At 50.0% G+C, this 14,764-nt stretch carries 8 protein-coding genes; 7 read left to right on the forward strand and 1 reads right to left on the reverse strand.

Annotation, left to right across the window (positions count from 1 at the left end; genetic code table 11):
* The first annotated feature begins 5 nt into the window (after positions 1–5).
* The 5 genes from NQ502_RS16465 to NQ502_RS16485 all read left to right on the forward strand — a co-directional run bounded on the left by NQ502_RS16465 (position 6) and on the right by NQ502_RS16485 (position 8,593).
* The gene (locus tag NQ502_RS16465; protein WP_028527304.1) at positions 6–506 is read left to right on the forward strand and encodes a dihydrofolate reductase; all 501 of its coding nucleotides are present in this window, start codon (positions 6–8) and stop codon (positions 504–506) included.
* Between the two features lie 25 nt (positions 507–531).
* Positions 532–1,776 (forward strand): 5-bromo-4-chloroindolyl phosphate hydrolysis family protein, encoded by a 1,245-nt coding sequence (locus tag NQ502_RS16470; protein ID WP_028527303.1) that lies wholly within the window; start codon positions 532–534, stop codon positions 1,774–1,776.
* 15 nt (positions 1,777–1,791) lie between these two features.
* A complete protein-coding gene (locus NQ502_RS16475; RefSeq protein WP_028527302.1) occupies positions 1,792–2,934 on the forward strand; it encodes a toxic anion resistance protein in 1,143 nt (380 codons plus the stop codon).
* Between the two features lie 63 nt (positions 2,935–2,997).
* A complete protein-coding gene (ispG, locus tag NQ502_RS16480; protein WP_028527301.1) occupies positions 2,998–4,053 on the forward strand; it encodes a flavodoxin-dependent (E)-4-hydroxy-3-methylbut-2-enyl-diphosphate synthase in 1,056 nt (351 codons plus the stop codon).
* Position 4,054: 1 nt separating this feature from the next.
* Entirely contained in the window at positions 4,055–8,593 is a 4,539-nt protein-coding gene (locus NQ502_RS16485; protein WP_028527300.1) for a PolC-type DNA polymerase III, read from the forward strand.
* Between the two features lie 47 nt (positions 8,594–8,640).
* Here NQ502_RS16485 and NQ502_RS16490 read toward each other — a convergent pair whose 3' ends face one another.
* Complete coding sequence (locus NQ502_RS16490; RefSeq protein ID WP_028527299.1) at positions 8,641–9,738, reverse strand: pyridoxal phosphate-dependent aminotransferase; 1,098 nt, start codon at positions 9,736–9,738, stop codon at positions 8,641–8,643.
* A gap of 191 nt (positions 9,739–9,929) precedes the next feature.
* On the opposite strand from NQ502_RS16490, the gene NQ502_RS16495 reads away from it, so the two are divergent.
* Positions 9,930–13,475 carry a DUF5717 family protein gene (locus NQ502_RS16495; protein ID WP_028527298.1) on the forward strand — a complete coding sequence of 1,182 codons (3,546 nt, stop codon included), beginning with the start codon at positions 9,930–9,932 and terminating at the stop codon, positions 13,473–13,475.
* 31 nt (positions 13,476–13,506) lie between these two features.
* Positions 13,507–14,754, forward strand: coding sequence for a DUF5716 family protein (locus tag NQ502_RS16500; protein WP_028527297.1), 1,248 nt, complete (start codon positions 13,507–13,509; stop codon positions 14,752–14,754).
* Positions 14,755–14,764: the final 10 nt, after the last annotated feature.

Genomic DNA, 14,764 nt, shown 5'->3' on the forward strand with positions numbered 1-14,764 from the left:
ATCTTATGAATATGATATTGTCGGCAGACTTAAACTGGGGAATCGGGTGCAACAATAAGCTTCTTGTTTCGATTCCCTCTGACATGAAGTTTTTTCGTGAGGAGACGACCGGAAAAGTAGTCGTGATGGGCAGAAAGACGCTGGAGAGCTTTCCGAACGGTATGCCGCTTGCGAACCGTACGAATATTGTGCTGACACAGAATCCGGATTTTCAGGTGAAAGGAGCCGTCGTTGTCCGCAGTCATGAAGAACTGATGGAGGAACTGAAACAATACCGCGATGATGAGATTTATGTGATCGGGGGAGAGAGTATCTACCGGATGATGCTTCCGTACTGTGATACCGTGCATGTGACCAAAATCAATTTCGCATATGAGGCGGACACACATTTTCCGAATCTGGATGACATGCCGGAATGGGAAGTTACGGCTACAAGTGATGAACAGACGTATTTTGATCTGGAATTTACATTTGTAAAATATGAACGGAAAAAGGAAACCGTCTGAGGCACAGACGATGAGAGGCTAAGACATGAAAAGCAACGAATGGTTAGAACTGGGGGAGCAGATCCGTGATATGGTACAGTCTGCTGTGGATTCCAAGGACTTCAGCCAGCTGAATAAGACAGTCAGCAGCACAATCAACAAAGCGGTGGATTCTGCGGTTGACGGTGTCAGACAGGGAATGAGAAAGGCATCGGATGCGTACGAGGCGCAGAATTCCCGGAATTATGAGCGGTATCCGAATAAAGAAATCAAGGGGAACTTCCGAAATGCGAATTACAGTACGCAGCTTTTACGCGGCGTACCCTACAATACAGCTTTGTTTACGCGCTCACCAAGGGGCCGGATCTCAGGGCCGGTCATGGCGGCGACGGGATTTTCACTGGGCGGGATCTTTATCGTGATGGCACTCGCATTTCTGGCAACGGGACTCGTTACAGGTGCGTTTGGGATCACACTCACCGGAGGCATCTTTACGGTACTCGGGATTGCCGGAATGATCGTCGGAAGCGTGGGAGCTTCTGCTTACGGAAGAGTCCGGCGGTTCAAGAAATATATCCGTCAGCTGGGAGACCGGGGATACTGTTCTTTCCAGGAGCTGAGTTCTGCGGTTGGAAAATCAAAGGAATTTGTCAAAAAAGATGTGAGGGCAATGATTCAGAGGGGGATGTTCCTGCAGGGACACATTGATAAACAGCAGACATGCCTGATTGTAACACAGCAGGACTATGAGCAGTATCTGGCGACTCAGCAGGAGCTGGAGCGCCGCCAGACGGCGGCCGCCGAGCGCAGGTCGGTACCGGAAAACAGGAAGCTCTCCGAAGAGTGTGACACGATCCTGGAAGAAGGACAGCGGTATATCCGGCGTATCCATCAGGCAAATGACGCGATCCTGGATGATATGATGTCGGAAAAGCTGTCAAGGCTGGAACTGATCATGACGAAAATCTTTTCGCAGGTGGAGAAAGACCCCGATATCGCGCCGGAGATGCATAAATTTATGAACTATTACCTCCCGACGACGACAAAGCTGATCGATGCTTATCAGGAACTGGATGAACAGCCTGTAGAAGGGGCCAATATTGCCGGGACCAAAAAAGAAATTGAAGATACACTCGACACCATCAACGAGGCATTTGAAAGACTGCTCGACCGTTTTTTCCAGGATACGGCCTGGGATATCTCATCGGATATCACTGTGATGAAGTCCATGCTGGCACAGGAAGGACTGGTTGACGAGGGGCTGAAAATGCCGACTTCGACGAAAGGATAGGAAATAATAACAGCGATGAGTGATGAATTTAAAGAATTTACAACAACGCCGACACTCACTTTTGACGTGCCGGAGAATCAGCAGGAACCTGCTGTGCAGGCAGTACAGCCGCAGGAGGAGAAGCCGCTCGATGACAGTGTTCTGACAGAGGAAGAGCGGAAGATGGTAGAGGAATTTTCAGAAAAGATCGACCTGAATAATTCCAACGCGGTCCTCCAGTACGGTGCGGCCACCCAGAAGAAAATGGCGGATTTTTCTGAGACGGCGCTGGAAAATGTAAAGACCAAGGACCTGGGTGATGTGGGAGATCTTCTCACCAATGTTGTGACAGAGCTTAAGAGCTTTGATGTGCAGGAGGAGGAAAAAGGCTTTCTGGGACTGTTCAAAAAGACTTCCAATAAAATTTCTGCGATGAAGGTGAAGTATGACAGGGCTGAGGTCAATGTCAATAAGATCTGCCAGGTGCTGGAAGATCATCAGATTCAGCTGATGAAAGATATTGCGATCCTGGACAAAATGTACGATCTTAATCTGACATATTTTAAAGAACTCTCCATGTATATTCTGGCAGGTAAAAAGAAGCTGCAGAAAGTACAGCGGGAAGAACTGCCGCTGCTGATGGCGAAGGCAAAACAGAGCGGGCTGCCGGAGGATGCACAGGCGGCAAAGGATATGGAATCCCTGTGCAGCCGTTTTGAGAAAAAGATTCACGATCTGGAGCTGACACGTATGATATCCATTCAGACAGCACCCCAGATCCGGCTCGTGCAGAGCAGCGATACGGTGATGGTGGAGAAGATCCAGTCGACCGTGGTAAATACGATCCCGCTTTGGAAAAGCCAGATGGTGATCGCACTCGGTGTGGCACACTCGACACAGGCGGCGAAAGCGCAGCAGGAAGTGACCGATATGACGAACGAACTCCTGAGACGGAACGCAGATACGCTGAAGACGGCGACGATCGAGAGTGCAAAAGCGGCTGAGCGCGGCATCGTGGATATCGAAACTTTAAAACATACGAATGAATCTCTGATCTCGACGCTGGACGAGGTGATGAAGATCCAGACAGAGGGAAGAGAAAAACGGAGAGCAGCGGAAGCCGAGCTCCAGAGTATGGAAAACCAGTTGAAGAGCAAACTGCTGGAAATCAGGCAGTAGGGGACAAAAGAGGATGTTGTCAGTAGATGCGGCATCCTCTTGTTTTAGCGGGAGGTAAAGAACATGTATCGGCAGAGAACGAAGATAATACAGATCGGAAACCGTTTTATCGGCGGCGGAAACACGGTCCTGATACAGTCCATGACAAACACAAAGACCGAGGATGTGAAGGCGACGGTGGAACAGATCCGGGCACTGACGGCGGCGGGCTGTGAGATTATCCGCAGTGCTGTACCGACGATGGAGGCGGCAAAAGCCCTTGCGGAAATAAAAAAAGAAATCGAGATTCCACTTGTGGCGGACATACATTTCGATTACAAACTGGCGGTCGCTGCGATAGAAAACGGTGCCGATAAGATCCGGATCAATCCGGGAAATATCGGAGGAAGAAATAAGATTCGTGAAGTCGTGAACGCCGCCAGAGAGCGCAGTATCCCTATCAGAGTGGGAGTGAACAGCGGTTCCCTGGAAAAGGAGCTGGTCGACAAATATCAGGGCGTGACGGCTGAAGGACTGGTGGAGAGTGCGCTTGACAAGATTTATATGATAGAGGACCTCGGATATGATAATCTTGTGGTGAGCATTAAATCGTCCGATGTGATGATGTGTGCAAGAGCCCATGAACAGATCGTCCAGAAGATGAGATACCCGCTGCATGTGGGGATCACGGAGGCCGGCACGCTGTTTTCCGGCAATATCAAGTCGGCAGCCGGGCTTGCGATCATCCTGTCGAAGGGAATCGGGGATACAGTCCGTGTCTCACTGACAGGAGACCCTCTGGAGGAGATTAAATCGGCAAAATGCATTCTCAAGACGCTGGGTCTTCGAAAAGGCGGGATCGAAGTCGTGTCGTGTCCGACCTGCGGAAGGACGCAGATCGATCTGATCGGACTTGCCAACGACGTCGAGAACATGGTTCAGGATATTCCGCTGGACATTAAAGTAGCGGTGATGGGATGTGTCGTGAACGGTCCGGGTGAGGCGAAAGAGGCGGATATCGGGATTGCCGGCGGAAAAGGGGAAGGCCTTCTGATCAGAAAGGGCGAGATCATAAGAAAAGTACCGGAGACAGAGCTGCTGGCATGTCTGAGGGAAGAATTGGAGAATTGGAAGTCATAATATGGAAAAAAAGTTTTTTGAAGTCTTTCCAAAACTTTTCATAGAGGAAGAGCTGCGGGAACTCATCGAGGATGCCAGGGTGATGCGGGTGTCTTCCAATCCTGAGAAGACAAGGCTGCGCGTCTATCTGCGCAGCGAACAGTGGATACATAAAAAACATATCTATTTTCTGGAACAGGCCATCCAGGAGCAGTTTTTTGCGGGGATGCCAATGGAGATAAAGATCATAGAAAAATTCGAACTGTCCCGGCAGTATACGCCGGAAAAATTTCTGGATGTCTATCGTGAGAGTATCATGCTGGAATTAAAAAACTACAGTGCGCTTACGTATAACCTGTTTGTCAGCGCAAAACTTGTTTTTCCGCAGGAGGATGTGCTTAAGATCACAATGCCGGACAACGTGATCTCAAAGGAACGCGGCACGGAGCTTCTGGATATCCTGGACAAGATTTTCTGTGAACGCAGCGGACTGCGCCTTCAGATCATACCGGATTATGTGGAGGTGGGGGAGAGCAAGGCGCGCAGGAACAGCGAGCAGAAGATACAGGAAGAGGCCCGTTATGTATTGGAACGCTCCGCGCTGGCGCATACCGGAAAGCCTGACCACGAAGAACCTGCTCAGGAAACGGCAGAACCCGGTGCTTCCGGAAAAGAAAAAACGTCCGGTGACAGCAGGCATACCCGACAGGAAAACGGCAGACGGATGAAGCGGGAGTTCCAGAAACGGGAATACCGGCCGGGAATTAAAAAGTCGGATAATCCGGACGTACTGTATGGAAAGGATTTTGATGAGGATGCCGTAACCATCGACGGCATAGCCGGTGAGATGGGAGATGTTGTGATCCGCGGAAAGATTTTGTCGCTGGATTCCCGGGAGATCCGGAATGAGAAGACGATTCTCATGTTCAATGTAACTGACTTTACGGATACGATCACGGTTAAGATGTTTCTTCACAACGAGCAGGTGCCTGATGTGATGCAGAACATTAAAAAGGGCGCGTTTATCAAGATCAAAGGAGTCACTATCGTTGACAAATTCGACCATGAACTGACGATCGGTTCTGTAATCGGGGTGAAAAAGACCGCCGATTTCACGTCCTCGAGAATGGACACCAGCCCCGAGAAACGGGTGGAACTGCACTGCCACACGAAAATGAGTGATATGGACGGCGTGACGGATGCCGCAGTGCTGGTCAAACGGGCGCATGCATGGGGGCATCCTGCGATCGCTATCACAGACCACGGTGTGGTGCAGGCGTTTCCCGAGGCGAATCATGCCATGGAGGACATTGACAGGGCTTACCGGGACCAGTATGCGAAAGAGCATCCGGATGTGTCAAAGCAGGATCTGAAAAAAATAGTAAGCCCCTTCAAAGTGATCTACGGGGTCGAGGCATATCTGGTGGATGATCTGAAGGGAATGGTCACAAACCCAGGGGGACAGAGCCTGGACGGAGATTTTGTGGTATTTGACCTTGAGACCACCGGCTTCAGTCCGCTCACGAATAAGATCATTGAGATCGGAGCCGTCCGTGTGGAACATGGAAAGATAACCGGACGCTTTTCAAGCTTTGTCAATCCGCAGGTGCCGATCTCATTCCGCATCGAGAATCTGACGGGAATAAGCGATAATATGGTCTTCGATGCACCGACGATTGAAACGGTACTCCCGGAATTCATGGAGTTCTGCCAGGGGGCTGTTATGGTGGCGCATAACGCCGGATTTGACATGAGTTTTATCGAAAAAAACTGTGAGAATCTGGGGATCTTGCGGGAATTCACGTCAGTGGATACGGTTGGCATGGCACGCTTTCTGCTGCCCGGACTGAACCGGTTCAAGCTGGACACGGTGGCGAAGGCACTGCATGTGCCGCTTCTGAACCATCACCGCGCAGTGGACGACGCAGCCTGTACGGCCGAGATTTTTCTGAAGTTTCTTGATATGCTGGAAGAGAAGGAGATCAGAGACTTAAACACACTGAACGAGAGCGGGCAGCTCTCGCCGAATACATTAAAGAAACTGCCGACATACCATGCGATCGTGCTGGCGAAAAATGAGACCGGACGTGTCAACCTGTACCGCCTGATCTCTCAGTCGCACCTGGAGTATTACAACAGGAGACCGCGCCTGCCAAAGAGTCTCTATCTGAAGTATCAGGAGGGGCTGATCATCGGTTCCGCCTGTGAAGCAGGGGAGCTCTATCAGGCGCTGCTCGGAGGCGCCCCGGAACATGAGATTGCCCGTCTGGTGAACTTCTATGATTATCTGGAGATACAGCCGCTCGGGAATAATGCATTTATGCTCAGGGAAGACCGTGACGACATACGGTCAGAGGAGGATCTGAAAAATATCAACCGGAAGATCGTAAAGCTGGGAGAACAGTTCAGAAAGCCTGTCGTGGCGACGTGTGACGTACATTTTATCGATCCTCAGGATGAGGTATACCGGCGGATCATCATGACAGGGAAGGGATTCTCAGATGCGGATGACCAGGCGCCGCTTTATCTGCGGACAACGGAGGAGATGCTCGCGGAATTCGCGTATCTTGGCAGTGAGAAGGCGGAGGAAGTCGTGATCAGGAATACGCAGCTCATCTGCGATATGTGTGAAAAGATCTCGCCGATACGTGCCGGAAAATTTCCGCCGATCATTGAGAAATCTGACGAGACGCTGCGCCAGATCTGTTATAACCGCGCCCACGAGATATACGGAGAGAATCTTCCGAAGATCGTTGAAGAACGGTTGGAACGAGAGCTGAATTCTATTATTTCCAACGGTTATGCCGTCATGTATATCATCGCACAGAAACTGGTATGGAAGTCAAATGAGGACGGCTACCTCGTGGGTTCCCGCGGTTCGGTCGGTTCGTCCTTTGTTGCGACGATGGCGGGGATCACGGAGGTGAATCCGTTAAGCCCGCACTATTACTGCGAAAAGTGTCACTATTACGATTTTGATTCCGACGCCGTGCGGGCCTACGCCGGAAAGGCCGGATGTGATATGCCGGATGCGGTGTGTCCGAAATGCGGCGCCCCGCTCAGGAAAGAAGGATTTGATATTCCGTTTGAAACATTCCTTGGATTCAAGGGAAACAAGGAGCCGGATATCGACCTGAATTTTTCCGGGGATTATCAGGGAAAGGCGCATAAGTACACAGAGGTTATCTTCGGCGCGGGGCAGACGTTCCGTGCCGGAACGATCGGTACGCTGGCGGCAAAGACGGCGTTTGGATATGTGAAGAAGTATTATGAGGAGCACGGCGTTCACAAACGCAACTGTGAGATTGAGCGTATTGTGGAAGGCTGTACGGGAATCCGAAGAACGACGGGACAGCATCCGGGGGGCATCATCGTCCTTCCGATCGGGGAGGACATCAATGCGTTTACGCCGGTTCAGCATCCGGCGAACGATATGACGACGGACATTGTGACGACACATTTTGACTACCATTCCATCGATGAGAACCTGCTGAAGCTCGATATACTGGGACACGATGATCCGACCATGATCCGGATGCTGGAAGACCTGACGGGACTGGATGCGCAGGAGATCCCTCTGGATAATCAAGAGGTCATGAGCCTGTTTAAAGGAACACAGGAACTTGGTATCACGCCGGAGGATATCGGAGGGTGCCCGCTTGGGTGTCTTGGAATACCGGAATTCGGAACGGAGTTCGTCATCCAGATGCTTCAGGATACGAAGCCGCAGTCATTTTCCGACCTGGTCCGAATCTCGGGCTTGTCACACGGCACCGACGTATGGCTTGGAAATGCACAGACGCTGATCGAAGAGGGTAAAGCGACGATCTCAACGGCCATCTGTACGCGGGATGATATCATGACATATCTGATCCATCAGGGGGTTGAGAGTGAGCAGGCGTTCACGATCATGGAGAGCGTGCGTAAGGGAAAGGGCCTGAAGCCGGAGTGGGAAGAGGATATGAAAGCACATGATGTGCCTGACTGGTATATCTGGTCCTGCAAGAAGATCAAGTATATGTTCCCGAAGGCACATGCCGCTGCTTATGTTATGATGGCTTACCGCATTGCGTACTATAAGATCTTCCATCCACTCGCGTATTATGCGGCATACTTCAGCATCCGCGCTTCCGCATTTTCATATGAACTGATGTGTCTGGGAAGGGAACGGCTGGAATACCATATGACGGACTATAAGAAACGCAGCGATACGCTGTCCAACAAAGAGCAGGATACGGTGAAGGACATGAAGATCGTGCAGGAAATGTATGCACGGGGATTTGAATTCATTCCGGTTGATCTGTACACGGCACAGGCACACCGTTTCCAGATCGTGGAGGGCAGACTGATGCCGGCACTTGATACGATCGAAGGTCTGGGGGATAAGGCGGCAGATGCCGTGGTTCTGGCTGCGAGAGACGGAAAGTTCCTGTCAAAGGATGACTTCCGCAACCGGACGAAAGTCAGTAAGACGGTCATCGACCTGATGGATGACTTAAACCTGTTTGGTGATATTCCGGATTCCAATCAGATATCCATTTTTGATTTTAAGACGGGCTGATAAAAATTGCCGCACATTTTTCGCAATGAGGAATGTGCGGCAATTCATTACTGTAAAATTTCGCGGAAGGCATCGAGCAGACGGTCATTCTGTTCGGGATGCATAATGCAGAACCGGATATATTTGTCATTCAGGAACGGAAAAGTGGAGCAGTCCCGGATCATCATACATTTGCGGATACAGTGGTCAAATAGCTCATCGGAAGTCACATCATCCTTTAAAATCTGCATGAGCATGAAATTGGCTGATGGCCGATAGACTTTTACCGTATCCCAGGAGGACAGCTCCTGAAACAGCCGCGTACGCTCAGATGAAATCAGCTGTTGAGTCTTGAGGACATATTCGTGATCACAGAACATCAGACGTCCGGCGATCTCAGCCAGCGAGTTGATGGTCCAGGGATTCTTTCTGGTATTGATTGCTTTGCAGACGTCCTGATTGCCTGTGACGGCGTAGCCGAGGCGCAGTCCGGGTGCCGCGAAAAATTTGGATGTCCCCCGCAGAATGATCAGGTTGTTATAATAATTAGTCAGCGGGACTGCAGTCACGCGTGCTTCTTTCGGTGCAAATTCCACATACGTCTCATCCACCATTACAAAAATTCCGTACTGGAGGCAGGTGTCCAGGATCAGGCGCATCTCGTCTCTGTTGATGGAGGTGGAGGTCGGATTGTTGGGATTGCACAGCACCAGAAGGTCGATGGAATCATTCAGGTGACAGCAGAAGTCGTCCGCGTCCAGGCGGAAACCGTCGCTCTCTCTGAGCGGATAGTAATTTGTAGTGCCGCCGCCGAGGGTGATCTCACGTTCGTATTCTGAATAAGTAGGACCCAGGATCATAGCTTTTTTTGGATGCTGAGTCTGGATAAACAGAGAAATCAGTTCGGTAGAACCGTTGCCGACAATGATGTTTTCCATCTGACTGTCTGCATAATCGGCGATACAGCGGCGCAGCTGTGTATACTCACGGTCGGGATAGCTCGTGATAGCATCCAGCTGATTGGCGAGCGTGTTCTTCAGATGATAGGAGATTCCGAGAGGATTGACATTGGCACTGAAGCTTATGATATCCTCTCTTTTTATATGGTAAATGGACTCGATTTTTTCCAGGTCACTTCCGTGAAAGTGGTCTTTGTGTTTTAACATATGTTTCCTTTCTGCCGGAATATCAGTTTCTTTTCGGCCTTTCTTGCATCAGATTGTCTGGTAGTGTATAATTGTAAGATGCAGGGTCAAAAGGTCAAAATACTTTTTGACCCCGCCCTACTGAACAGTTTACGTATATTTATTATAGCGTTTGCAAAAGAATAGTCAAGGAAATAGTACAGGTAGATAGAATGAAGAAAAGAGTAGAAGAGTTAGTCAGCGGAACATTTGAATATAAGGCACCGAAACTTATCCTGTCTGAGACTGCTGTCAGTCTTAAGCTGCAGGAGGGTGAAGCTTACCGCGGAGAGTTCTTTTTCGCGGCGGAGGATAACAGCAGAATCAAAGGCATGCTGACGGCCTCCAACCGCAGGGTCCTGTTATCGGAAGACAGGTTTGCGGGGGATACCATACATATCGCATACGGGATTGATACCAATGGCCTGAAGGCGGGAAATGAGGAGACGGCCGAGATCATGATCCTGAGCAATCTGGGGGAATACCGGATCAGGATTCAGTTTGCGGTACAAAGAGGCCAGGTGAAATCGTCGCTTGGCGAACTTCACAATCTGGAAGATTTCGCAGCTCTTGCAAAAGCGGACTACCGGGAAGCATTCCGAATGTTTACGAGTGAAAAATTCCTGGATTTCCTTGGAGAGGATAAACAGGCATATATCGGGTTATACAAAGGCATGGCGCATAATCCGGTGACGTATCAGAACATGGAAGAATTCCTGATCGGAGCCGGCAAGAAGGAGCCCGTGGAGCTCTCGCTCGATAAAGAGAGAAAAGAGGCCTTCCGTCTGGGCGGCTCCATGAAAGATTCTGTCTATATTTACAGGAGTACCTGGGGATATACCCGGATGGAGGTGGAAGTCGAAGGCGACTTTCTGGAGGTTGACAAAAAGATCATCACCTCAGAAGACTTTATCGGCAGTGTTTACGGGCTGGAATATATTATCCTGAGAGACAGGCTTGGGAGCGGAAGGCACAGAGGCCGTATCCGGATCAAAAGCGTATACGGGACACTGAACTTTGAAATTCTGGCATCAGCCGAACGGGATTATCAGATCAGCATGCACGCGTTTGAGAGCCGGATGAAACGGGATCTGGCGGAGGGGTATCTGAACTTAAGGACCGGAGTCTGGGATTACCGGATCTGGAAGGAAAAGGCGGCCGGCAGTCTGCAGGAACTGAAGAACGCCGGTGATTATGATGCGATGATGCAGTTATTTGAGGCGGGCATCTATCTGGAAGATGACGATATCGGACATGCACGGGCGGCGCTTAAGGTGCTGGAAGACCGGAAGTTTTCTGCTGAGGAGACGCAGGAAGAGGGAATGCATCTCTATCTGATGAAGAAGACGGGATTACTCCCGGATGCACTCAGTAATATCAGTGAACGGATCCGGTCACTATACCGCCGAAATCCGGAAAGCCTCGTACTTCTCACAATTCTGCTGCACGAGGATGAAGAGATCAAAAATTCTCCGGTGAAGCAGCTGCATCTGATGGAACAGCAGTATGAACTTGGCTGCAGAAGCCCGTTTTTGTATCTGGAGGCGTATGAGATCATACGGAAAGATGAGAATCAGTTCAAAAAGCTGTCTCCGTTTATGATTCAGGTGCTGGCATTTGCCGGAAAACGAAAGCTTTTGACAAAAGAGCTGGGGATGCGGATCGCTTATCTGGCGCGGCATGAGAAAGAGTTCAGAAACAGCGTATACCGGCTTCTCTGCGATGCCTATGAGGTGTATCCGGGAAAAGATGCGCTTGAGGCTGTCTGCAAAATGATCATGCTGGGACAGCCGGGCAGAAAAGAGTATTTCAAATGGTATGCGCTGGCAGTAGAACAGGATATCCGCATTACCAGGCTGTATGAATTTTATATAGAGACGATGAGCCGTAATTATCAGGAAATGCTTCCAAAAGCTGTCCGTCTGTATTTTTCTTATAATAATACACTGAGCAACAGCCGGAAAGCATTTATATATGCCAGGGTTATCCATAACAAGGAACAGGATCCGGACACTTACCGGCTGTATCTGGATGCAATGCGTGACTTTGCGGAGCAAAGTCTTATGGATGGAAAAAATAACGAAGACTATGCGGTGCTGTATCAGGAATTCATCGAGGAGATCAGAGATGAAAAACAGGGAGACGCTGCGGCTCATGTGATTTTTACACACCGGCTTTACAGCGACGATCCGAAAGTACGCAATGTCGTTGTATGCCACAGTGCATTGAAACAGGAAGAAGTCTATCCCTGTATCGACGGGGTGGCATACATCAACCTGTATTCGAAGGAATCCCAGATCATTTTCGAGGATGCAAAACGCAGAAGGTATCTGTCTACCGTCGATTATAACCTGCAGAAACTGCTTGACGGAAAAGGGCTGGCGTACCAGTGTATGACGATGAATATTGCGCACCCGGGGCTGCTTTTGCATGTGTGCGGGGATGATCCGCTGAATTCACGTGTGACGGTGAAAAATCTCGGCTGTTTTCAGCTGGCTGCTGATTCCGATGCATTTGAGGATTCGTACCGGTGCATGATCCGGCGCAGGCTGTTGGAATACTATGATCAGAACGCAGGGGATGATACCCTGAACGAATATCTGGGCAGACTGGATTATCAAGAGTTTTACAAAGTGGATTACCTGCTGCTGCAGGATGTGCTGATCCGCCATGGATTCTATAAAGAGGCATTTGAGCTGATCCTCCAGTACGGCTATGAGGGGATTGGCACGGCAAACCTGTTCAAACTCTGCAGGCGCATGATCCTGGATATGGAATTTACGGAGCATGAAGAACTGATCTATCTCTCCTGGTACGTGGTAGAGCAGGGAAAATACGATGAAGTGCTTCTCGGATACCTGAGAGACAATTATATGGGACCGGCAGCGGAGATGATTCAGCTATGGGAGAAGCTGCGCGGTTTCCAGATGGATTCCTATACACTGGAGGAGGAAATCCTGCTCATCGCGATGTATACCCGGACGAATATTCCGAAACTGTCAAAGGTTCTGGAGAGTTATATCCGCAGTCACGGGAAAGAAGTTGTGATAGCCGCGGTGTTTACATTTCTGTCTTACGGATATTTTCTTCAGGATTACAGAATTGATATGTTCGTATTCAAAGGACTGGAGAGTGTCTATGAGAGAGGATGGGAACTGGACATCATCTGCGAACTTGCACTCCTGAAGCGTTACCGCTTCTGTAAGAAGCTGACCGGATATCAGCAGAAAAATGTGCGCAGCATCCTGAAACACTGCCGGGAGAAAGGCCTGCGGTTCGCCTTCTTTCAAGAGCTGCCGCCGGAACTGATCAGGGGTTATCAGCTGGAGGATAAGATCTTTGTCGAAACGCAGGTATCGCCAGATGCACAGGTGACATTGTATTACGCACTTCAAAATGCGAATGAGGAAGAGCCTGTGTTCCACAGCGAGCCGATGAAGAACAGGTTTCACGGGGTTTTTTCAAGAGAATTTCTGCTGTTCTACGGGGAACGGCTGACGTATTATCTGACGGTTGAGGAGGGACCAAACAGCTGGCAGACAGAACCGGTTACCGTGATGCCGGAAGCGCCTGCGACCGATGGCGCGACGAAGTATGAACGCATCAATCAGATGCTGGCAGACAAAAAGCTCGGCAAGGATCAGGATCTGGTACGGGTGATGAGGGATTATCTCCGGATGGAACAAAAGACCAGTCAGCTGTTTACGATTATAGAATGATTCCCCGGGGAATGAGTGGAGGCATGGATATATGAATGAAGTCAGAAATATTATCGTAGGATTTGAGCTTGGAGAAACGGCTTCGCAGCTCTGCTATTATGACCGGAGTGAGAAAGAGCCGGTGTCACTTGCCGTAAAAGCGGGGACCAGCCAGCATACATTTCCGACGTATTTGAGCAAGAAACCGGGGGAAGAGAGTTATCATTATGGGATGGAGGCAGAGTATTTTGCCTCGCATCAGGATGAGATACTGATTCAAAACCTGTATGAGTGCTGCCTTCTGACGAAAGAGATTGAGGTAGACGACCAGATGGTGAAGCCGGCAAACCTGCTGACCGAATTTTTCAGGCAGGCGCTGTCGATGCTGGGAATCAACAATCCCGTAAAGAACATTTCCGGGATCATGGTCACTGTTCCGCGGCTCAACAAGGCATTTGTTGACAACATGAGGACTGCTTTCTCCATGCTGGGGTTTCCGGAAGGGCGCTGCTTTCTTCAGGATTATGATGAGAGCTTTTATTACTATGCGCTGTCACAGAAGCCGGATTTCTGGAGCCGTAAGGTGGGACTGTTTTCTTTCGACAGGGAGGAGGTTGACTTTCAATCTCTGTCCATCGACAGGCAGCCGAAGCCGGCGCTGGCATCCATACAGAGGGGAAAACGGATCGAGCTCGATACCGTGCCTGAACAGAGGGATCTGCAGTTTTATGAACTGATTCAGGATTCTCTTGGAAATGATATCTATTCCAGTATCTTTCTGATCGGAAATGGATTTGACAAGAACTGGGCGGTGCGGTCGATCCCTCTGCTCTGCAAAAACCAGCGGCATGTGTTCTATGGAAATAATCTGTACAGCAAGGGCGCCTGCTATGCGGCTCTGGAGAAGGTGGAGGAGCGCAGACTCAGGGATTATCTCTATCTGGGCGAGGACCTCGTGCTGACCGGGATAGGAATGGAGCTACTGGTGTCCGGAGTGCAGTCGTATTATCCGCTTGTGGAACCGGGGATTCACTGGTACGAAGCGGTGAAGGACTGTGAGATTCTTCTGGAGGATGCCAGGGAGCTGATTTTTCTGGTCGGTAAGATGAAGACTAATGAAATGAAGCGCTACTGTATGAAGCTTCCGGGCTTGCCGGACAGGCCGAGAAAGGCAACCAGGCTGCAGCTTCATCTGGAGTATGAGTCGCCAAAACAGTGCACGATCCGAGTGACAGACCTGGGACTGGGCGAACTGTTTCCGGCAAGCGGACTGGAATGGAACGAAGTGGTGACAGGATAAAGGAGGCAAA

This window comes from Ruminococcus gauvreauii (genome assembly GCF_025151995.1).
GTDB lineage: Bacteria > Bacillota > Clostridia > Lachnospirales > Lachnospiraceae > Ruminococcus_G > Ruminococcus_G gauvreauii.